The 19,791-nt window shown below is 63.0% G+C and carries 19 protein-coding genes; 11 read left to right on the top strand and 8 right to left on the bottom strand.

The features are described 5' to 3' along the window. Nucleotides 1–110: 110 nt before the first annotated feature. The 7 genes from CK221_RS09050 to CK221_RS09080 all read right to left on the bottom strand — a co-directional run bounded on the left by CK221_RS09050 (nt 111) and on the right by CK221_RS09080 (nt 7,183). Entirely contained in the window at nt 111–1,610 is a 1,500-nt protein-coding gene (locus tag CK221_RS09050; RefSeq protein WP_066996438.1) for a CpaF family protein, read from the bottom strand. Between the two features lie 30 nt (nt 1,611–1,640). Beyond that, on the bottom strand, nt 1,641–2,924 hold the full coding sequence (locus CK221_RS09055) for a CpaE family protein (RefSeq protein ID WP_170950412.1): 1,284 nt from the start codon (nt 2,922–2,924) through the stop codon (nt 1,641–1,643). A gap of 31 nt (nt 2,925–2,955) precedes the next feature. Beyond that, entirely contained in the window at nt 2,956–3,693 is a 738-nt protein-coding gene (locus tag CK221_RS09060; protein WP_066996433.1) for a CpaD family pilus assembly protein, read from the bottom strand. 14 nt (nt 3,694–3,707) lie between these two features. Continuing rightward, the gene (locus CK221_RS09065) at nt 3,708–5,237 is read right to left on the bottom strand and encodes a type II and III secretion system protein family protein (RefSeq protein WP_095777482.1); all 1,530 of its coding nucleotides are present in this window, start codon (nt 5,235–5,237) and stop codon (nt 3,708–3,710) included. Then, nucleotides 5,234–6,046, bottom strand: a complete 813-nt coding sequence (cpaB, locus tag CK221_RS09070) for a Flp pilus assembly protein CpaB (protein WP_067324575.1) — start codon at nt 6,044–6,046, stop codon at nt 5,234–5,236. The genes CK221_RS09065 and cpaB overlap by 4 nt, the downstream gene beginning before the upstream one ends. A gap of 275 nt (nt 6,047–6,321) precedes the next feature. Continuing rightward, nucleotides 6,322–6,840: a prepilin peptidase gene (locus CK221_RS09075; protein ID WP_095777483.1), complete on the bottom strand. Its 519-nt coding sequence runs from the start codon at nt 6,838–6,840 to the stop codon at nt 6,322–6,324. Between the two features lie 169 nt (nt 6,841–7,009). Continuing rightward, nucleotides 7,010–7,183 carry a Flp family type IVb pilin gene (locus CK221_RS09080; protein WP_067324571.1) on the bottom strand — a complete coding sequence of 58 codons (174 nt, stop codon included), beginning with the start codon at nt 7,181–7,183 and terminating at the stop codon, nt 7,010–7,012. 356 nt (nt 7,184–7,539) lie between these two features. Here CK221_RS09080 and CK221_RS09085 point away from each other — a divergent pair, with 356 nt between their 5' ends. The 3 genes from CK221_RS09085 (at nt 7,540) to CK221_RS09095 (ending at nt 9,447) form a co-directional block, all read left to right on the top strand. Continuing rightward, the gene (locus CK221_RS09085) at nt 7,540–7,962 is read left to right on the top strand and encodes a pilus assembly protein N-terminal domain-containing protein (protein WP_095777602.1); all 423 of its coding nucleotides are present in this window, start codon (nt 7,540–7,542) and stop codon (nt 7,960–7,962) included. A gap of 135 nt (nt 7,963–8,097) precedes the next feature. Further along, nucleotides 8,098–8,697, top strand: coding sequence for a TadE/TadG family type IV pilus assembly protein (locus CK221_RS09090; protein ID WP_095777484.1), 600 nt, complete (start codon nt 8,098–8,100; stop codon nt 8,695–8,697). Between the two features lie 129 nt (nt 8,698–8,826). Further along, a complete protein-coding gene (locus tag CK221_RS09095) occupies nt 8,827–9,447 on the top strand; it encodes a TadE/TadG family type IV pilus assembly protein (protein ID WP_095777485.1) in 621 nt (206 codons plus the stop codon). Nucleotides 9,448–9,451: 4 nt separating this feature from the next. Here CK221_RS09095 and CK221_RS09100 read toward each other — a convergent pair whose 3' ends face one another. Beyond that, on the bottom strand, nt 9,452–10,378 hold the full coding sequence (locus CK221_RS09100; RefSeq protein WP_095777603.1) for a PhnD/SsuA/transferrin family substrate-binding protein: 927 nt from the start codon (nt 10,376–10,378) through the stop codon (nt 9,452–9,454). Nucleotides 10,379–10,506: 128 nt separating this feature from the next. Here CK221_RS09100 and CK221_RS09105 point away from each other — a divergent pair, with 128 nt between their 5' ends. From CK221_RS09105 to CK221_RS09140, 8 genes are all read left to right on the top strand, one after another. Beyond that, nucleotides 10,507–11,754, top strand: a complete 1,248-nt coding sequence (locus CK221_RS09105; protein WP_095777486.1) for a phosphopentomutase — start codon at nt 10,507–10,509, stop codon at nt 11,752–11,754. Then, nucleotides 11,738–12,628 (top strand): bifunctional DNA-formamidopyrimidine glycosylase/DNA-(apurinic or apyrimidinic site) lyase, encoded by an 891-nt coding sequence (gene mutM, locus CK221_RS09110; RefSeq protein WP_095777487.1) that lies wholly within the window; start codon nt 11,738–11,740, stop codon nt 12,626–12,628. The genes CK221_RS09105 and mutM overlap by 17 nt, the downstream gene beginning before the upstream one ends. 40 nt (nt 12,629–12,668) lie before the next feature. After that, a complete protein-coding gene (locus CK221_RS09115; RefSeq protein WP_095777488.1) occupies nt 12,669–13,442 on the top strand; it encodes an enoyl-CoA hydratase in 774 nt (257 codons plus the stop codon). A gap of 245 nt (nt 13,443–13,687) precedes the next feature. Continuing rightward, the gene (gene rpsT / locus CK221_RS09120; RefSeq protein ID WP_066996401.1) at nt 13,688–13,954 is read left to right on the top strand and encodes a 30S ribosomal protein S20; all 267 of its coding nucleotides are present in this window, start codon (nt 13,688–13,690) and stop codon (nt 13,952–13,954) included. 908 nt (nt 13,955–14,862) lie between these two features. Continuing rightward, the gene (gene dnaA / locus CK221_RS09125) at nt 14,863–16,335 is read left to right on the top strand and encodes a chromosomal replication initiator protein DnaA (RefSeq protein ID WP_245299622.1); all 1,473 of its coding nucleotides are present in this window, start codon (nt 14,863–14,865) and stop codon (nt 16,333–16,335) included. A 175-nt stretch (nt 16,336–16,510) separates the two neighbouring features. After that, nucleotides 16,511–17,629: a DNA polymerase III subunit beta gene (gene dnaN, locus CK221_RS09130; RefSeq protein WP_095777489.1), complete on the top strand. Its 1,119-nt coding sequence runs from the start codon at nt 16,511–16,513 to the stop codon at nt 17,627–17,629. Between the two features lie 87 nt (nt 17,630–17,716). Further along, the gene (gene recF / locus CK221_RS09135; RefSeq protein ID WP_095777490.1) at nt 17,717–18,877 is read left to right on the top strand and encodes a DNA replication/repair protein RecF; all 1,161 of its coding nucleotides are present in this window, start codon (nt 17,717–17,719) and stop codon (nt 18,875–18,877) included. Between the two features lie 157 nt (nt 18,878–19,034). Next, complete coding sequence (locus tag CK221_RS09140) at nt 19,035–19,790, top strand: molybdopterin-synthase adenylyltransferase MoeB (RefSeq protein ID WP_095777491.1); 756 nt, start codon at nt 19,035–19,037, stop codon at nt 19,788–19,790. The last annotated feature ends 1 nt before the right edge of the window (nt 19,791 follow it).

The raw sequence follows: 19,791 nt of genomic DNA on the forward strand, positions 1-19,791 counted from the left end.
CAGATGCACTAGAGCGGTTCAGCTTTTTATAAAAGCGCTGACCCGCTCTAAGTATTTGTTTTTACGCAATTCCGGACGGAAAACCGCTACGCACTTTTCCTGGAATTGCTCTAGTCAGCGCGTTTCTCCATGGCCTCGAGCGCGTTGGCGAGGCGCTGCTCCTCGCCATAGTAGCGGGCACGATCCCAGAAATGCGGGCGGCCGATGCCGGTGGAGACATGCTCGCCAATCAAACGGCCGCTCGCGTCCTCGCCCTTGATGTTGTAGAGGACGAGGTCCTGGGTGATGACGACGTCGCCTTCCATGCCGATCACCTCGGTGATGTGGGTGATGCGGCGCGAGCCATCGCGCAGACGAGCCGCCTGGATGATCACGTCGACCGAGCCGACGACGATCTCGCGCACCGTCCTCTGCGGCAGCGAATAGCCGCCCATGGCGATCATCGATTCAATACGGTTCAGACATTCGCGCGGGCTGTTGGAGTGGATCGTTCCCATCGAGCCGTCATGGCCGGTGTTCATCGCCTGCAGAAGGTCGAATACTTCCGGTCCGCGCACCTCGCCGACGATGATCCGCTCGGGCCGCATGCGCAGGCAGTTCTTGACGAGGTCGCGCATGGTCACCTCGCCCTCGCCTTCGAGATTGGGCGGCCTGGTTTCGAGACGGACCACATGCGGCTGCTGCAGCTGCAGCTCGGCCGAGTCCTCGCAGGTGATGACCCGCTCCTCGCGATCGATGTAGTTGGTCAGGCAGTTGAGCAGCGTCGTCTTGCCCGAGCCGGTACCGCCCGAGATGACGACGTTGCAGCGGACGCGGCCGATGATCTTCAAGATCTCAGCGCCTTGCGGCGAGATGGCGCCGAACTTGACCAGCTGGTCGAGCGTCAGCTTGTCCTTCTTGAACTTGCGGATGGTTAGCGCGGTGCCATCAAGCGACAGCGGCGGCGCGATCACGTTGACGCGCGAGCCGTCGGGAAGGCGCGCGTCGCAAATAGGGCTCGATTCGTCCACGCGGCGGCCGACCTGGCTGACGATGCGCTGGCAGATGTTGAGCAGCTGCTGGTTGTCGCGGAAGCGAATGCTGGTCGGTTCGACCTTGCCGTTGACTTCGATGTAGACGTTCTTTGAACCGTTGACCATGATGTCGGCGATGTCGTCGCGCGCGAGCAGCGGCTCCAGCGGCCCATAGCCGAGCACGTCGTTGCAGATATCCTCGAGCAGCTCTTCCTGCTCGGAGATCGACATCGCGAAATTCTTGATCGCGATGATGTCGTTGACGATGTCGCGGATTTCCTCGCGCGCGCTTTCCGGATCGAGCTTGGCGAGCTGCGAAAGATCGATCGTGTCAATGAGCGCGGAAAACACCTGGCTCTTGGTGTCATAATAGGTTTCGCCGCGCTCGCGCTGGACCCTTTTCGGCGGCTCGGGCGCCATCGGCGGCGCCTCCACCGGACGGCGAACGGGGGACGCGGCGGGCGTGCTCGGCGCGGGCGCGGCCGGCCGATCGACAGCGATCGTCCCAGCCGGAGCGGGAGCGGCCGGAGGAGGTGCTGGCGGACGGAATTCGGGAGCTGCCCGGCTGCCGTCGTCTGTGCCTCTTTTACCAAACATGATCGACTACCCGATGCCGCTCAGCGAGCGTCATTTCTTGCTGCGTGAAAGCTTGCCGAGGATGGCGCCAAGGCTTGCCTTCTTCTTCGCCTTGATCTCGCTGCGCCCTGTCAGCACATGCGCTATTTCGTTGATCGTGCCGACGACCGGACTCTTGGCATCCATCTCGCCGAGCATGCGGCCATTGTTGGCGGCGTTGCCGAACAGCAGCGGCTCGAAATTGATCACCGCCATCGGCGTGATGCCGAGCGGTTCGGAAAAATCCGATGCCGCGATCTCCGGTCGTTTGGGAACGCCCGCCTGATTGATGATCAGCTTCGGCGGCGGATCGTTCGGACGCAGCCGCTTCAGCATGTCGACCATATTCTTGGTGTTGCGCAGATTGGCGAGTTCCGGCGTGGCCGTGATGACGATCTCGTCGGCCTTGATCAGCGTGCTCTTGGTCCAACCGCTCCAGACGTGAGGGACGTCGAGCACGAGCAAGGGCGCGCTGCGCTGCGCCGTTTCGATGACCTGGGAGAAGGCGTCCGGATCGAAATCATAGACGCGCTCGAGCGTGGACGGTGCCGCCAGCAGCGACAAATGCTCGGCGCATTGCGCGAGCAGCCGGTCGAGATAGACCTCATCGACGCGCTCGGGCGAAAACACCGCCTCGGCGATGCCCTGCGCGGGGTCCCGGTCGAAGTTGATGTTGGCGGTGCCGAAGGCGAGATCGAGATCGGCGACGACGACTTCGGACTTGAACAAGGACGACATCGCCCAGGCGACGTTGTGGGCGATCGTCGAGGATCCGACACCGCCCTTGGCGCCGATGAAGGCGATGGAGCGGCCGATCGGATCGGACTCGGGATCGACGAAGATCGACGAGACGACGCTGACGATATCGGTCATCGAGACCGGCGCGATGACATATTCGGAAATGCCCGAACGGATAAGCTCCCGGTAGAGTCCGACATCGTTGTAATGGCCGATGACCACGACCTTCGAGGTCGGATCGCAATATTCGGCGAGCTGAGCGAGCTGCTCCAGCAGCTGTTTCGGCTCGCTGCGCGATTCCAGCAGGATCAGGTTTGGCGTCGGCGCCGACTGGTAGAATTCGATCGCGGTGGCGATGCCGCCCATATGGACCTTGAGATGGGCCTTGGCCATGCGACGATCCTCGCCGGCGCGCCCGATCGGATTTGCGACGCCTTCGGTCTCGCAAAAAGCCTGGATCGAGATGCGCGGCACCGGGCGCAGCGCCTGCATGGCGGCGATGTCCTGTTGCGAAAGATCGCCGGTATCCGCAGGCGTGTCGTAGGCAAGATTGCTCATCGTCATGCTCTTTCCGTGATCCGCCGCGGGCTCAGTAAGTCACTTCCGAATTGCCGAGGAACTCATCCGAAATGCCTCTCGCCCGATAGACGTCGATCACCGCGCCGCGATTTTCGGCATCGATGTCGGACTGCTTGCGTGGCCCGAGCAGATCGTTGGGATTGGCCATCTGGGCGGCGAGGTTGTTCTGATAGGAGCACCCGAAATCGGCGTAGTGCTTGTTCTCGGAAGTCTCGGTCAGATCCTCGGGCCAACGCCCGCATTTGTCGGTCTGTGCCCTCACCGCCACGAAGGCCACGCGGACCGGCGCCGAAGCCTCGGGCACGGCCGACTGATAGGAGGTCATGATGATATTGTTGCGCTTGACGCCTGCGGCCATCGCAAGTCTGGCGAAATCGCGGCTCGCGGCCTGGGCGGCGGCCTGGTTCGCGGAACCCACCGGGGCCGCGATCGTCAGCGCCGGCGCGGCGCTCCTGTCGTAGCCGTCGAGGAAGCCGAGCAGAGTGTCGCGCTGCGAAGCCGTCATGCCGCGATCACCGGCGCCGACCGGGAGGTCGATCTTCTGGTTCTTCTCGGCGATAACGATCGGATGATTGGTGCGGTAGTCGTCCGGAATGGAGCCCACTGTCACGCTGTCGCGATGGAAGTTGGCGCATCCGGTGAGCGACGCCGCAAGGGCGATCGCCAGGACCGGAGCCGACCCGCGGAATCGTCCGCGGCCCGATTGTGCCGCTGCGATCGTCATGGCCTTTGATGTTGAGTTGGACATGTCCGCTTTCCCGCTCACTTGTAGATGAAGCCGACAACGCCGTGGTAACGGCCAGGTGGCCTATCGGTCTGCATGGTGCCGTAGACGCGATTGACGCGACCGAGGAACATGCCGGCGCCGTCGCTCGGCGCATTGAAATTATCGTCGGGCTTGGCCAATTCGTTGCGCGCCACGGGCCGCGCCAGATAGGGCGTGATGATGATGACGAGCTCGCTTTCGTTGCGCACGAAGTCGCGGCTGCGGAAGAGCGCGCCGAGCACCGGAATCTTGGTCAGTCCGGGCAATCCAACGACGGCCTGCCTGACGTCGTCGCGCACAAGGCCTGCGATCATCATCGAGCCGCCGGAAGGCAGTTCCACCGTCGTATCGGCCAGGCGTTTGCGGAGCGACAAAGCGTTCATGCCGATGCTGCTGTTATCCGTGGATGCCGACACGGAGCCCTCGGTTGTCGGTTCGGAAACCGACGTTCTCACCTTCAGGCTGATGCGGCCGGGTGACAGCACCACCGGCTGAAACTCCAATCCGATGCCGTATTCGATCTTCTCGACCTGATAGTTCTTCAGGCCGGTCTGGTTGTCGTTGGAGACGTTGGCGGTAACATTGGTCACCATATTGTATTCGCCGCCGACCTTGAAGGTCGCCTTCTCCCCGGACACGGCGGTCAAGGTCGGCTCGGCCAAGGTCTTCATGACCCCCGACTGCTCCATTGCGTTGATATAGGACTGCAGCCCGGACGCACTGATCCCTAGGCCCGCGTTCGACAGCGGCTTACCGAGACCAGCGTAAGGGTCGCTGAGCGCGCCCCAGGAGATGCCGTTGCTGCCGCCGCTGGCCATCATGTTGACGCCGAGCTGCTTCATCACCGAGCGGCTGACTTCGGCCACCGTCACCTTCAGCGTCACCTGATCGTCGCCGATGATCTGCAGCAGATTGACGATCTTGGAAACCCGGCGCTCCTGGTCGGGATTGTTGATGTCGACGCCGCCGTTGGCGGACCCGCCGGCGGCCGTCTGTGAATATTGGCCGGTCGTCGCTTCACCGCCCGAGACGAAGATGGTGGCCAGATCGACGGCGCGCTTGGCGTCGAGCGGTGTATCGACATTGCCGGTGAGAATCACGTTGTCGTTCAGCAGCTCGACCTTGATCTGCGACGTCGGGAGGAAGCGCTTGAGATAGTCTTCCAGCCCGGCCACGTCGCGTTCGACCGCCAGGTCAAGACTGGCGATCTGCTCGCCGTTGGGGCCGAAGACGAAGATGTTGGTTTCGCCGACCGCCTTGCCGAACAGATAGATGCGGCGCGCCGTGCGCGTGACTGCGTCGGCGACCGCGGGATTGGCGACGAGTATGTCGTAGGCGTCGCTCGGCAGGTCGATGACCACCGACTTGTTGAGGCCGAGCTTGACGCGCTGCGAGGCAACCGAGGCCGTCACACCCGCTGCCCTGTTCGCGGCCTTGGCCTCGACGAGCCCAGGCGCATTGGTGCCGATCAGGAACAGGCCGATGGCGGCCGCCGCGATGACGGGCAGTTTGCCGATTAGGCTCATTTCCTTGCTCCCACTTCGGAAACCTGGCCCGACTTGATCAACCGCACCGTGCCGCGCCGGCCATTGCCGTTCACCAGATAGTCGGCTTCGCCCAGGTTCTTCTCATTCGTGTCGGTGATCGAACGCAGCGCCAGGGTCAGGCGGTCCGCCATCTGCTGCGCCACGGTGATGATCTCCGCCTGCTGCGGCGTGAGCTCCAGCGTCGCGGTCTGGCCGACCCTGGTCTTCTTGCCTTCCTCGTCCTCCTGGATGGTCTGGTCGATGGCCAGGACACGGATGTTCTTCAGGATGGTCTCGGTATTGAAGCCGCTGCCGCCATTGCTGGCGTCGGCGCGCCGGGTCATGATGACGTCGACGAAGTCATTGGGCAGGATGAAGCCGCCGGCGGACGTATCGGCCGATATGGCGGTCGCGACCGCGCGCATGCCGGACGGCAGGATCGAGGACATGAAGCTCTGCCCCTCGCCGACCAGCTTGGAACGCCGCAACGGCTCACCGGCATACATGGCTACACGCGCCACCGAGCCCTTCAGCTTTTCGACTGCGTCCGGTTCGGCCGCACGGGTGATGAAATTGGCGTTGATGCCGCTCGCCGGCCACTGCTCCCACCTGATGTTGTCACCGAGCTGGCTGCCCATTGCGACATCGCCGGAAAGCGCCAGCACGTCTTGCAGCGCGATCGCCGGCTGCTTGGGAGCGTTGACGACGACTTGAGCCGGCGGCGCCACTACCATGTTCTTCGCGACATAACCCGCGCCACCCGCCGCGGCCACGGCCACGCTCAGAATAATCAGTCGGGATGCTGGCATTCGTCCGGACCCTTCGCCTCAAGGCAAACCACCTCGCCAAGCCGGACTTTGCAGCCGCAATCGTCAAAACAAGGTTAATGCAATGCTTACGATCGTGATTAATTTAACGTTTACTCAAATTGGACCGAACTGCCTTGCCGTTAACAAAAAAAGGCGGCCAAGCGCCGCGAGAACTCTTGTCACAGAAACGGATTTTCCGAAGGCAACAAGCTGTTTGGTAGGCGTAAAGCCAGACTCCGTAGCGCACCGAGCGCATCTGAAGATGGCGATATGCTTTAGGTCGTGAGCCTATCCAGCGCCCAGACCATCAACGAAGAATCCGGAAAGGTGAGGAGCCCGCCAAGACCAAGCGCGACGCCATAAGGAATGCCTGCGGTCTCGTCGGCGAAATGGCGCAGAAAACGGTTGTGGCCGGTGTAGATCGCAAATGGCGATTTCCGGTAGGCCAGAATGGCAACCGTCAGCAGGCCGCCGATCAATGTCGAGGTGACTAGGTAGCCGATGAGATTGATGTTGAGCCCCATCCATACGGCGGTCGCGGCCAGCAGCTTGGCATCGCCGCCGCCCATGCCGCCGAGCGCGAATAGTCCGAACGTCGCGGCCAGCACCAGGGCACCTGCCGCGAAATGCCCGCCATAGATGGCCCAGTCCATCCCGGTCAAAGGAGCGACCAGAGCGAACGTCGCCACGAGCAGCACCGGCACGCGGTTGGCGATCGTCATCGAAAGCATGTCGGAGATCGCCGCAAACAGCATGCAGAAAGGAAAGACGACGAAGATTACAGCTTCAAGCATGAGACAACACAATGCCGTGAGAAAAGTAACACGCCCAGTCTAGCCACACGCCATTAACGGTCGGTGAGTGCCGACGACCAATTCGCGCGCAACCAGATGCTGCAACGAACAAGGGCCGCCTCGAGGCGGCCCTTCTCGTCGAGAGCGACTTCGTCGTCCTCGGTTGATCTTAGTTGGAGTTTTGGACCGCACTGGCAATTGCCTTGAACTTGGTGTTCAGGGCAGTGCCGAGCTGGCCGGCGCCGACCATGATGGCGAGCGCGATGAGGGCGGCGATCAGACCGTATTCGATGGCGGTCGCGCCGGATTCGTCCTTTACGAAACGTGCGATGAGGTTAGACATTCGAGAGCTCCTACTCCACGTGTTACAGCACTTCCGTCAACTTCTCTTGCCGGTTGATCGGATGTGACAAATCTAGAGGGAAGCCCTTTCGATCGGCTTAATAAATACCCTTACCGATTCCTTTCCGGAGGCGATCCCGTTGCTTGGTTAACCGTGGCCTAAACCTCCAGAGGCGGAGCGGCGGGCAGGAAAAGCGCGGAGATCCGGCCCATCCGCGATTTCGCTAAAGCAGCGTAGGTTCTCGGCTTATGACCGCGGAGCCGACCAATCCTTATCGCGGCCATGCGGCGCTTAACCGTCGGTTCACCAATTTCGTTCATGTTCCGTTGAACAGTCTGCCGCTCCGGAGCGCTTCAATGACCTCGTCGAGATCGCCATTTTCAGTCGTCACGCTGTTGGCTGTCGCCGCATCCGTCATGCCGGCCAGCGCCGGCGCCGGCATCGAGGTCACCATGAATCAAGCAAAGATCGTCAAGTTGTCGCGCGCGGCCGATACGATCGTCGTCGGCAATCCGGCCATCGCCGATGCCGCCGTGCAGGACGCCTCGACAGTCGTTCTCACCGGCAAGGGTTTCGGCGTGACCAATCTGGTCGTGCTCGATTCCGATGGCAGCCCGATCATAGATGAGCAGGTGACGGTCGTCCGACAAGCCGCGTCCTCGGTGCGCATCTATCGACGCGCCGAAGTCCAGACCATGTCCTGCACGCCCTATTGCGAAAGCTCGTACAAGAGCGAGGCTGAGAAAACGTCCGAAACGGAAATGAACGCAGCCCGCTGAGCTTAAGGACGCAAGCGCCCGCAGGTTAACAGCGGGTTAAGGGCAGCCCACCGAGTTTAACGCTGATCCAAACCGGACCTCAATGGGTGGTCGATAGGTTGCAGCCGACATTGCAAGGATCGGCAGGAACGGAACATGAGCAGGGCGCCCAAGGGTGGCATGGACGGCAAGGCCGAGGCAAAGCCACGCCCCGGTTTCTTCAGCGACAGGCGCGGCAGCACGGCATTGGAATTCGCAATGCTGGCCATGCCGTTCGCGTTGCTCGTTTTCGCCATTCTGGAGAGCTGCATCTCGTTCGCCGGCCAGGAAGTGATGGCCAACGCCACCGACGAAATCGCGCGCCAGCTGCGAACCGGCCAGCTCAAGAAGGCCAACGTCACCGACGCCTCGATCAAGACGATGATCTGCGACAGGCTGGAGATCATGGTCGCCACGAACTGCCCCGGTTCCGGGTCAAATGCTTCCCTGTTGGTGGACCTGCGCGAATATCCGACCTTCGCCGACGCCGCAGCGGCGGGCTTCAAGATCCAGAACGGCGAAATCGTGCTGACAGGCACGAGCTCGACGACTTTCACGGTGTCGCCGGGGCTGGCGGAATCGAAGAACATGCTGCGGGTTTTCTACAAATGGCCGGTGATCACCGATTTCCTGGCTAAACAGATGGCCAATCTGAATGGCGGCAAGACGCTGCACTTCGCATCGGTGACCTGGCAGAACGAACCATTCGACGACTGAAGCAGGTCGCGTGAGGCAACCTGCTTTGGCTTTTTGATTTTCGGCATGTCTCCCGAAACCGGGTCCACTTCGGGAGACATGCTTCAAGATTGCGGCCGGCCGAGACTTACGGCGGTGTGGGGGTAGGATATGTACCGTGCGGGGGCACAGCGGCGAGTTTCGGCTTTCGTGACGAAGGCGGCACGGTTTTGCCTCGATCGCCGCGGCGTCGCGGCAATCGAGTTCGCGTTCATCGTGCCGGTGCTGCTCATCATGTACTTCATCACGATGGAAGCCTCGCAGGCCATCGAGACCAGCAAGAAGGTCAGCCGCATCGGCAGCATGGTGGCGGATCTCGTCACGCAGCAGACCAGCGTCACGAAAGCCGATCTCGACGCGATCATGAAGATCGGCACCTCGACGCTGCAGCCCTACAACCGCTCCACGCCGACAATCATCATCACCGGGATCCAGATCTCCGACGAGGCATCGCCCAAGGCGACGGTGGCCTGGTCGCGCAAGCTAGTGGGCACCACCTATAGCGCCGACGCGGCGAAGACCAGCCCCACCAACGTTCCGTCGACGCTGAATATCCGCAACACCTTCCTTGTTCGGGTGGAAAGCGACCTCGGCTATAAGCCGATCATCACCTGGTCAGCCGACAGTTCGTCGACGCTTGGATTGACCTCGGCCTTCAACAACATATCGATGGGCGAAACGTACTATCTGAGGCCGCGCCGCGGTCCTACGGTTCCTTGCACCGACTGCTGACGGACTAATCCCCGCGAGTTTCCCGCCGCACGATGGCCAGGGCCGTTGCGTAGTCCTTTGATACGGCCAGTTCGAAGCCGCCGGAGTGCGTCGGCTCCAGAAGATCGTAGACGTCCGGAGTCAGCGACTTGAGATTGGTCAGAAACACGGCCAGCCGGCGCTTGGCTTCGGCGTCGAGATCGCTGCGCACCGCATGAGGCCCATATCGCAGCGGAGCCGAGCTCCACAGCACCCGAAGCGACGTCTTCGGGACGCCGGCGGCCGCAAGCCGCAGGATGGTGCCGCCCGTGTCGGTAGGCTGGCCGTCGGCGCCGACAGGCTCCCAGCCGAACAGGCCGTCGGCTTCGCCGTCGCCGAGCATCGCCTCGGCCGCGGTGGCCGACGAGGCGCGCGCCAGGAAAGGTGAATCCTGCGCGATCGGCACGCCTTCGCCGGCCAGTCCGGTCAGCGGCAGGAGAGAACCGGCGACATTGTCGGCGGGCGCGATGGCGATCCGATGCGAGGCGATCGCTGTGAGGCCCGGCACTTTGCCGTCGCGCGTCACCAGTACGGAACGGACGCCGGCGGCTCCATCGGCATCGACAGGCGCCACCAGCGGCTCGACACAGCCGCAGCGCTCCGAAGCCGTAGCATAGGCGAGCGCCGAATAGACCGCATACTGTATGCGGCCGCTCGCCTGAGCCTCGATCAATGCCGCATAGTCGCGAGCAACCACGAACTCGACCTTCATGCCGAGAGCGTTCGTATAGGCATCCGTCAAGCGGGCCAGACCAGGTACCGTGTTGCCTCCTCCGGGCTCGGCGACGATTCCTATGCGAAACGTGCCGATGTCGTCGCGCCAGTCGGCATGCGCCGGCGGGGCCGCGGAGAGCGCCGCGAGAGCCACCGCGCAGGTCCTCAATGCCTGGCTTGCCGCCGATCTTACGCCCATGCCCATCCTTGCCGCACTCCCTCGATCCGCACCACTTTGCACCAAGCCGTTGCGGTCTGGTATCCGATTTGCCAACGCCGCTGCGGAACTCTATGTCTGGCTGGTTAGATTGGCACGATGGCACCCCTATGGCGCGGGCTTTCCTATTCGTTCTCGATTCTTTCGGCATCGGCGGAGCGGCCGATGCCGAACGCTACGGCGATGCCGGCGCCGACACATTCGGACACATCGCGCAGGCTTGCGCCGAGGGCCGTGCGGATCGTGGAGGCCTGCGCAGCGGACCGCTTGCCGTGCCCAACATGATCTCGCTCGGGCTTGCCCGCGCGGCCAAGAGGGCAACCGGGCTGACGGTCGACCTCGACGCGCCGCTGCTTGCCGCGTCGTTCCATGGCGCTGCCCAGGAGGTCTCGAGCGGCAAGGACACGCCGTCGGGCCATTGGGAGATTGCCGGCCTGCCCGTGCGTTTCGACTGGGGTTATTTTCCCGACACCGTGCCCGCCTTCCCGGCCGAGCTGACCGGAGCGATCGTCCGCGAAGGCAAGGTGCCGGGCATCCTCGGCGATTGCCATGCGCCAGGAACCGAGATCATCGAGCGCTTCGGCGAGGAACACATCCGGACCGGCAAACCCATCTGTTACACATCGGTCGACTCCGTATTGCAAATCGCCGCGCACGAGACGCATTTCGGCCTGGAGCGGCTCTACGAGCTTTGCCTGACGGTGCGCCGGCTGGTCGATCCGCTCAACATCGGGCGGGTGATCGCGCGGCCGTTCGTAGGCGAGACAAGCGCCACCTTCCAGCGCACCCACAACCGCCGCGACTATGCCGTGCCGCCGCCGGAGCCGACCTTGCTCGACCGGCTGACCGAGCGCGGCAGCAAGGTCATCGCCGTCGGCAAGATCGGCGACATCTTCGCCCATCGCGGCATCGCGGAGGTGCGCAAGGCGGGCGGCAACATGGCGATGTTCGACAAGGCGCTCTCCGCCATGGACGACGCCGGCGAAGGCGATCTGGTCTTTGCCAATTTCGTCGATTTCGATACCGAGTTCGGCCATCGGCGCGATGTCGCCGGCTATGCCGGAGCGCTCGAGGCCTTCGATCGCCGGCTGCCGGAAGCGCTGTCGCGCTTCAAGTCGGGCGACCTTCTCATCCTCACCGCCGACCACGGCAACGATCCGACCTGGCGCGGCACCGATCATACCCGCGAACGCGTTCCGGTGATCGGGATAGGGCCGGGACTGAAGGGCGGCGACATCGGGCTCAGGCCGACCTTCGCCGATATCGGCGAAACCATCGCGGATCATCTCGGGCTTGCGCCTGGCCGCCACGGCACCTCTTTCCTCGCGACGATAGGCGGCCATGCCCGAACTGCCTGAAGTCGAAACGGTGCGGCGGGGGCTGCAGCCGGTCCTGGAAGGGGCGCGGCTCGTAAATGTCGAGGCGCGACGGCCAGACCTTCGCTTTCCCTTTCCCGAACGGTTCTCGGAGCGGCTTGCCGGCAAGACCGTGACGGCGCTTGGCAGGCGCGCCAAATATCTGACGATGCACATCGAAAACGGTCCGGTGCTGATCTGCCATCTCGGCATGTCGGGATCGTTCCGCGTCGAAACCGATGGCAACGGCCGCATTCCCGGCAGCTTCCATCACGAGCGCTCGAAGAGCGAGGCGCATGACCACGTCGTATTCGATGTCGACTCCCCGAAGGGCGAGCGGTCCCGCGTCATCTTCAACGATCCGCGCCGTTTTGGCTTCATGCTGTTTGCCGAAGGCGCGCCGGACGCGCATCCAATGCTGGCGGGGCTGGGCATCGAGCCGACCGGCAATGCGCTCGACGGTCCCCTGCTCGCCTCGCTGCTCGAAGGCCGCAGATCGCCGCTCAAGGCCGCGTTGCTCGACCAGCGGCTGATCGCCGGGCTCGGCAACATATATGTGTCGGAAGCGCTGTGGCGCGCCGGCCTGTCGCCGCTGCGCGAAGCCGGCACCATAGCCGGCTCCGGCAAGAGAGCGAAAGAGCAATGCGAACGCTTGGCCGCCGCCATCCGCTCGGTCATCGCCGACGCGATCGCCGCCGGCGGTTCCTCGCTGCGCGACTATGTCCAGGCAGACGGGTCGCTTGGCTATTTCCAGCATTCCTTCGCGGTCTATGACCGCGAAGGCGAGCCATGTCCGAAACCGGGCTGCAGCGGCCATATCAAGCGGATCGTGCAGAGCGGCCGATCCACCTTCTATTGCCGGACCTGTCAGCGGTGAGCTAGACCGGTCTCCTCAATCGAAGCGAGGAGACGATGCCATGGCCTATGAAACCATTCTCGTGGAGACACGCGGCAAGGTCGGGCTGATCACGCTGAACCGGCCGAAGGCGCTCAATGCCCTGAATTCGCAGGTGCTGGCCGAGATCGTGGCGGCGGTGAACACGTTCGGCGCCGATGCCGGCATCGGTGCGATCGTGCTCACGGGTTCGGAAAAAGCCTTCGCGGCCGGCGCCGACATCAAGGAAATGCAGGCGATCTCCTTTGTCGACGCCTATACTCAGGACTTCTTTGTCGGGTGGGAGGAGCTCACCCGTGCGCGCAAGCCGATCATCGCCGCGGTCGCCGGCTACGCGCTTGGCGGCGGCTGCGAGCTGGCCATGATGTGCGATTTCATCATCGCCGCCGACAACGCAAAATTCGGCCAGCCCGAGATCACGCTCGGCGTCATGCCGGGCATGGGCGGATCGCAGCGATTGACCCGCTTCGTCGGCAAGTCGAAGGCGATGGACATGTGCCTGACCGGGCGGATGATGGATGCTGCCGAGGCCGAGCGCTGCGGACTGGTGTCGCGAGTGGTGCCGGCGGCCGAGCTGGTCGAGGAGGCGCTGAAAGCGGCAGCGAAGATCGCCGAGTTTTCCCTGCCGTCGGTGATGATGACGAAGGAAGCCGTCAACCGCGCTTTCGAGACGACGCTTGCCGAGGGGCTGCGCTTCGAGCGCCGCCTTTTCCACTCGCTGTTTGCGCTCGATGACCAGAAGGAGGGTATGGCCGCCTTCGTCGAGAAGCGGAAGCCGAATTTCAGCAACCGCTAGGGCTTGTCGGCCTAATGCGTGCCGCGATTTTGGCAAGAAGCCGGGCATGCACAAAGACAACGGCTTTAGGCGCGCGGACCCGTTTCAGCGAGGCGCGGCTTCAAGCCCAAAAAGACCGCGAAGCGGCGTTGACGCGCCGGAAAAGCTGAACTATAAGCCGCACCAACCGAGGCGGCCCGTGGCTGCCCGTTTGTTTTTTGCGCCCTGCGACCCGCTGGCGCCCACCAGATCAGAAGAGAGGCATCATGGCCAATACGTCCTCGGCCAAAAAGGCAACGCGCAAGATCGCCCGCCGCGCGGCGATCAACAAGAACCGTCGGTCACGCGTCCGCACCTATGTTCGCCAGGTCGAAGAGGCGCTCGCCGCCGGCGACAAGGCTGCTGCGCTGGAAGCGTTCAAGGCCGCGGAGCCGGAATTGATGCGCGCCGCAACCAAGGGTGTCCTCCACAAGAACACGGCTTCCCGCAAGGTTTCGCGGCTGGCCCAGCGGGTCAAGGTGCTGTCGGCCTGACCGACTTCCCTGTAGAACCGTTATCCTTGAACCCGGCCGCACAGGCCGGGTTTTTTCGTTTGCCGGCAAGTACTTAAAAAGAACGGTCCGACAACGACGCTTGGGCCGAATTTCAAAGTAGCCAATGTTTTGCCGGCATATACATAATCGCTCATGTCGACGACCGCTGGATGCGGGCACGGCCATAGATGAGCCTGCCACAAAATCCATATATTTTTCAAAAGCTTACAGACGGTCATCCACAGCTTGTTCAACTCGCGGAGGAGCGACGGGGGACAAGTAGCTGTCAAGAGAATTATTTCAGAAAATTTCCGAAGGTGTGGCCTTTTTCACATTCCACGGAAAAGGGTTTGAATCACAATGGCTTTATGAAAAAGGGCCGCAGTGGCACCTGCTTCGAACACGTCTCCGGTAACCAGATTCGTTAAAAATCCGTTAGACGTGGCCTTGCCCTATCCACAGCGATTTCGGTAATGTCCATCCATCGAAGGGACGGGCACCTGCCCTTAACCCAGCCTGAATCGGCCAGCAAAAAATGGCGGAATTCATGACGCGGAGCAATTCCGCGTGCGGCTTGGTTTGTCTCTTCGGTGCGGGTAGGGGACTGGCGTAATTGTACATGGCAGTCGACGTTGGGCCGGCATTTTCGCCGGGCGGTGTTGTATTGTCTTGGCATGATCAAGCCGGCTTGCGAGAGCCGGCAGAGGTCCCTTGCGCAACGTTGCAACGATATCGCCGGCGGCGGCGATAGAGGCGCAGCGAAAAACGTCGCCGGACCCAGGGTGCAGGAGGCGCACTCCCGGCGGAAAAGGGTACGAGAGACAAGGAACTTGATCATGCAGAGCGGCATCGAAGGGGAGATTGCGGGCGAACTCCCATTCCCAGCAACTATCGTCGGAGGGGACGACATGGCGGCATCCAGCGACGCTGAACAGAAGTTCGAGCGGGTCAAGGCCCAATTGAAGGCGCGTCTGGGAGCCGAGGTCTATTCGAGCTGGTTCGGCCGCATGAAGGTTGCCGAGGCGTCGCGCGGCATGGTCCGCATCTCGGTACCGACGGCCTTCCTGCGGTCGTGGATCAACGGCCATTACCTTGATCTTATCGCCGAACTGTGGAGGCACGAGGATCCCGACCTTCTCAAGATCGAGATCGTCGTGCGGACCGCCACGCGGCAGGGCCGCAACAATGTCGAGCCGGAGATCGCGCCGGCGCGCAAGATGACCAAGCAGGCCCAGACCGCGCTTGCCGCCGGCACCGCGAGCGCCGGTCGGGTGGAGCGGACGCCGGCGCCCCGCCAGGGCGTGCCGGCGGAGACCGAGTTCCGCCACAATGTGCTGGGGTCGCCGCTCGATCCGCGCTACACTTTCACTTCCTTCATCGAAGGCCCTTCGAACCGTGTTGCTTTCGCGGCGGCCAAGGCGGTGGCGGAATCGCAGTCGAGCGCGGTGCGCTTCAACCCGCTCTTTCTCCATGCGACCGTCGGCCTGGGCAAGACGCATCTGCTGCAGGCGATCGCGGCGGAATCGCTGCGGCACAATCCGAAATCGCGCGTGGTCTACCTGACGGCGGAATATTTCATGTGGCGCTTCGCCACCGCGATCCGCGACAACAATGCGCTGACGCTGAAGGAGCAGCTGCGCGACATCGATCTGCTGATCATCGACGACATGCAGTTCCTGCAGGGCAAGTCGATCCAGCACGAGTTCTGCCATCTCATCAACATGCTGCTCGACAGCGCCAAGCAGGTGGTGGTCGCCGCCGACCGGCCGCCGTCTGAACTGGAGTCGCTGGAGCCGCGGGTGCGCTCGCGCCTCAACGGCGGCGTGGCGCTCGAAATGTCGGCACCGGATTTCGGCATGCGCCTCGGCATGCTGAAGCTGCGCCTTGCCACCGCCAAGATCGACGATACCTCGCTCGACATTTCGGATGAGATCCTCGATCACGTCGCCAGAACGGTGACGGGCAGCGGGCGCGAGCTCGAAGGCGCCTTCAACCAGCTTCTGTTTCGCCAGTCCTTCGAGCCGCAGATCACTATCGACCGCATCGACGAGATCCTCGGCCATATCTACCGCTCGGGCGAGCCGAAGCGGGTGCGTATCGAGGACATCCAGCGCATCGTGGCGCGCCACTATAACGTTTCGAAGACGGAACTGCTCTCAAACCGGCGCACGCGCACCATCGTCAAACCGCGGCAGGTAGCGATGTATCTCTCCAAGGTGATGACGCCGCGCTCGCTGCCGGAGATCGGACGCCGTTTCGGCGGCCGCGATCACACGACGGTTCTGCACGCCGTGCGCAAGATCGAGGATCTTTCCGGCGCCGACAACACGCTGGCACAGGAACTCGAACTGCTCAGAAGGCTAATCAACGAGCAGGCCTGAGCGCTTCGCCCGCTTTATCCCCAGAAAGCCCGCGCAACCGGCTGGAACCGGTGCCGCGGGCTTGCGTTTGCAGGGTTTTTACTGTCAGCTTACATAGATTCTGAGCTTTTCGGAGCTTTTGCGGGACGCCGCTGCCCGGTGACCCGCTCATTCATTGAAGCGAGCCTGTTTCGTCATGCGTGTTATCCTGGAACGATCCAATCTTCTGAAGTCCCTCAACCACGTCCATCGCGTGGTGGAGCGGCGCAACACCATCCCGATTCTGTCGAATGTGCTGCTCAGCGCCGAGGGCGCCAGCCTGGAAATGAAGGCCACCGACCTCGACCTTGAAGTGACCGAAGCCACGCCGGCCAAGGTCGAGCGCGGCGGCGCGACGACGGTTCCGGCGCATCTGCTCTACGACATCGTGCGCAAGCTCGCCGACGGCGCCGAGGTGATGCTGAAGACCGACGAGGACGGCAACGCTATGACCGTCACGTCCGGGCGCTCCAGCTTCCGCCTGCAGTGCTTGCCGCAGTCCGATTTCCCGGAGCTTTCGGCCGGCTCCTTCTCGCACATCTTCCGGCTCGATTCGGTGGCGCTCAAGGGCCTGATCGAGAAGACGCAGTTCGCGATCTCGACCGAAGAGACGCGCTACTATCTCAACGGCATCTTCCTGCACACGCATGAGGCGGGCGGCAAGCTGAAGCTGCGCTCGGTCGCGACCGACGGGCACCGACTGGCGCGCGCCGAGATCGACGCGCCGGCAGGCTCCGAAGGCATGCCCGGCATCATCATCCCGCGCAAGACGGTGAGCGAGCTGCAGAAGCTGGTCGACGACCCTAATATCGCGGTGACGACGGAGCTGTCGGATACCAAGATCCGTTTCACCATCGGCAGCGTCATCCTGACCTCCAAGCTGATCGACGGCACCTTCCCCGATTATCAGCGCGTCATCCCGACCGGCAATGACAAGCAGCTGGTTATCGACCGCCAGAGCTTTGCCGCCGCCGTCGACCGCGTCTCGACCATTTCGTCCGAGCGCGGCCGAGCCGTGAAACTGTCGATCAATGACGGCCAGCTCACGCTCGCCGTCAACAATCCGGATTCCGGCAGCGCAACCGAGGAGCTGGCGGCCGAATACTCGTCCGACCCGATCGAGATCGGCTTCAACGCCAAATATCTGCTCGATGTCGCCGCCCAGCTCACCGGTTCGGAAGCCAAGTTCATGCTGGCGGATGCCGGGTCTCCGACGCTGATCCACGACATGGCCGACGAGACCGCGCTCTACGTGCTGATGCCGATGCGGGTCTAGGCTTTGTCTCTTTTGTTGACGCAATTCCGGACGGAAAACCGCTATGCACTTTTCCTGGAATTGCTCTAGCAGGCCTCACATGTCGCCGTGACCTCGGACGCCAAACAGCTTCGGCAGCAGAGCTATATAAGTAAGCTTAAACTTACAAATTTTCGCAACTATGCGGGACTTTCGCTTGATCTCGGCCCTGGCGCTGTCGTGCTGTCCGGCGACAATGGCGCCGGCAAGACCAATCTGCTCGAAGCAGTCTCGCTGCTGACGCCGGGGCGCGGGCTGCGCCGCGCGCCTTACGCCGACGTCGCCCGCGAGGGCGGCGATGGCGGCTTTGCCTTGCATGCGCGCATCGAAGGACCGGAAGGTCAGGTCGAAATCGGCACCGGCATTGCCGGCGGCGATGGTGCCGCGGAAGGCGGCAGGCGCGTGCGCATCAACGGCGCGACGGCAAAATCGGCCGAGGATATGCTCGAATGGCTGCGGGTCGTCTGGCTGACGCCGGCGATGGACGGGCTGTTTCCAGGGCCGGCCGCCGACCGCCGCCGCTTCCTCGACCGGCTGGTGCTGGCGATCGACCCCGGCCACGGGCAGCGCGCGCTCGATTACGAGAAGGCGATGCGTGGCCGTAACCGTTTGCTTACGGAAGGCTCGCGCGACAGCGGCTGGTTCGACGCGATCGAGATGCAGATGGCCGAAACCGGGGTGGCGATCGCGGCGGCCAGGGCCGAGCTGGTGCGACTGCTTGCGGCCATGATCGACAAGCTGCCGGGCAGCGGCCCGTTTCCGCAGGCCGACATCAGCCTCGCCGGCGAATTGGAAAGCGAAATCGCGGTCACACCGGCAGTCGACGTCGAGGAGCGATTCCGCGCCATACTCGCCAATGGCCGCGAGCGCGACCGCGCCGCTGGCCGCACGCTCGACGGTCCGCACCGCTCCGACCTCGCGGTCCGTCACCGGCCGAAGTCGATGCCGGCCGAATTGTGCTCGACCGGCGAGCAGAAGGCGCTGCTTGTCGGCATCGTGCTGTCGCATTCGCGGCTGACCGGCGAGATGTCGGGCCTGACGCCGATCCTGTTGCTCGACGAGATCGCCGCGCATCTCGACAGCGGCCGGCGCGCTGCGCTGTTTTCCATCCTCGAAGAGCTCAACTGCCAGGCCTTCATGACCGGCACCGACGCGGCGCTGTTTTCCAGCCTTGCCGGGCGGGCGCAATTCCTGACGGTCGATCACGGCAGCGTCGGCCCGACCGGCTGAACTGTCAAAGAGTTGAAAGCGCCTTGCACGACGATTTGTCCTGCGGGACAAGGCTTCGCCTTGCATGTGAGTGACAAGGCTTCGCCTTGCATGTCAGTGACAAGGCTTCGCCTTGCATGTGCATGACAAGGTTTCCTGCCCGCTATATGGTCCGGCCATGACGAATGCTGCACTCACCGCCGAAGAGCTTGAGCGCTATGCCCGCCACATCGTGCTGCCCGAAATCGGCGGCCCCGGCCAGCAGAAGCTGAAGCGGGCGCGGGTGCTGGTGATCGGCGCCGGCGGGCTTGGGGCGCCTGTGCTCGAATATCTCGCGGCGGCCGGCGTCGGCACGCTCGGCATCGTCGACGACGATGATGTGTCTTTATCCAACCTGCAGCGGCAGGTGATCCATGGCAGCGATACTATCGGCATGGCGAAGACCGACAGCGCTTCGGCGGCGATCATGCGCATCAACCCCAATGTCAGGGTGGAACTGCATCGCCTCAGGCTGACCGAGCAAAATGCCCCTGCCCTCGTCGCCCAATACGATATCGTGGTCGACGGCTCCGACAATTTCGAGACACGCTATGCTCTGGCCGATGCCTGCGCCCAGGAAAAGAAGCCCCTGGTCACTGCCGCCGTCGGCCGCTTCGACGGCTCGGTGACGGTGCTGAAGCCATTTGAAACGGGCGCCGATGGCCAGCGCAATCCAGGCTACCGCGACCTTTTTCCGGAAGCGCCGCCCGAAGGGCTGGTGCCATCCTGCGCCGTTGCCGGCATCGTCGGCGCGCTGACGGGCGTCATCGGCACGCTGGAGGCGATGGAGGCGATCAAGCTGATCGCCGGCATCGGCGAGCCGCTGGTCGGCCGGCTGCTGCTTTACGACGGGCTGACCGCCCGTTTCGACACCGTCCGCTACAAGGCACTCTGAA

The organism is Mesorhizobium sp. WSM3868 (genome assembly GCF_002294785.1).
GTDB lineage: Bacteria > Pseudomonadota > Alphaproteobacteria > Rhizobiales > Rhizobiaceae > Mesorhizobium.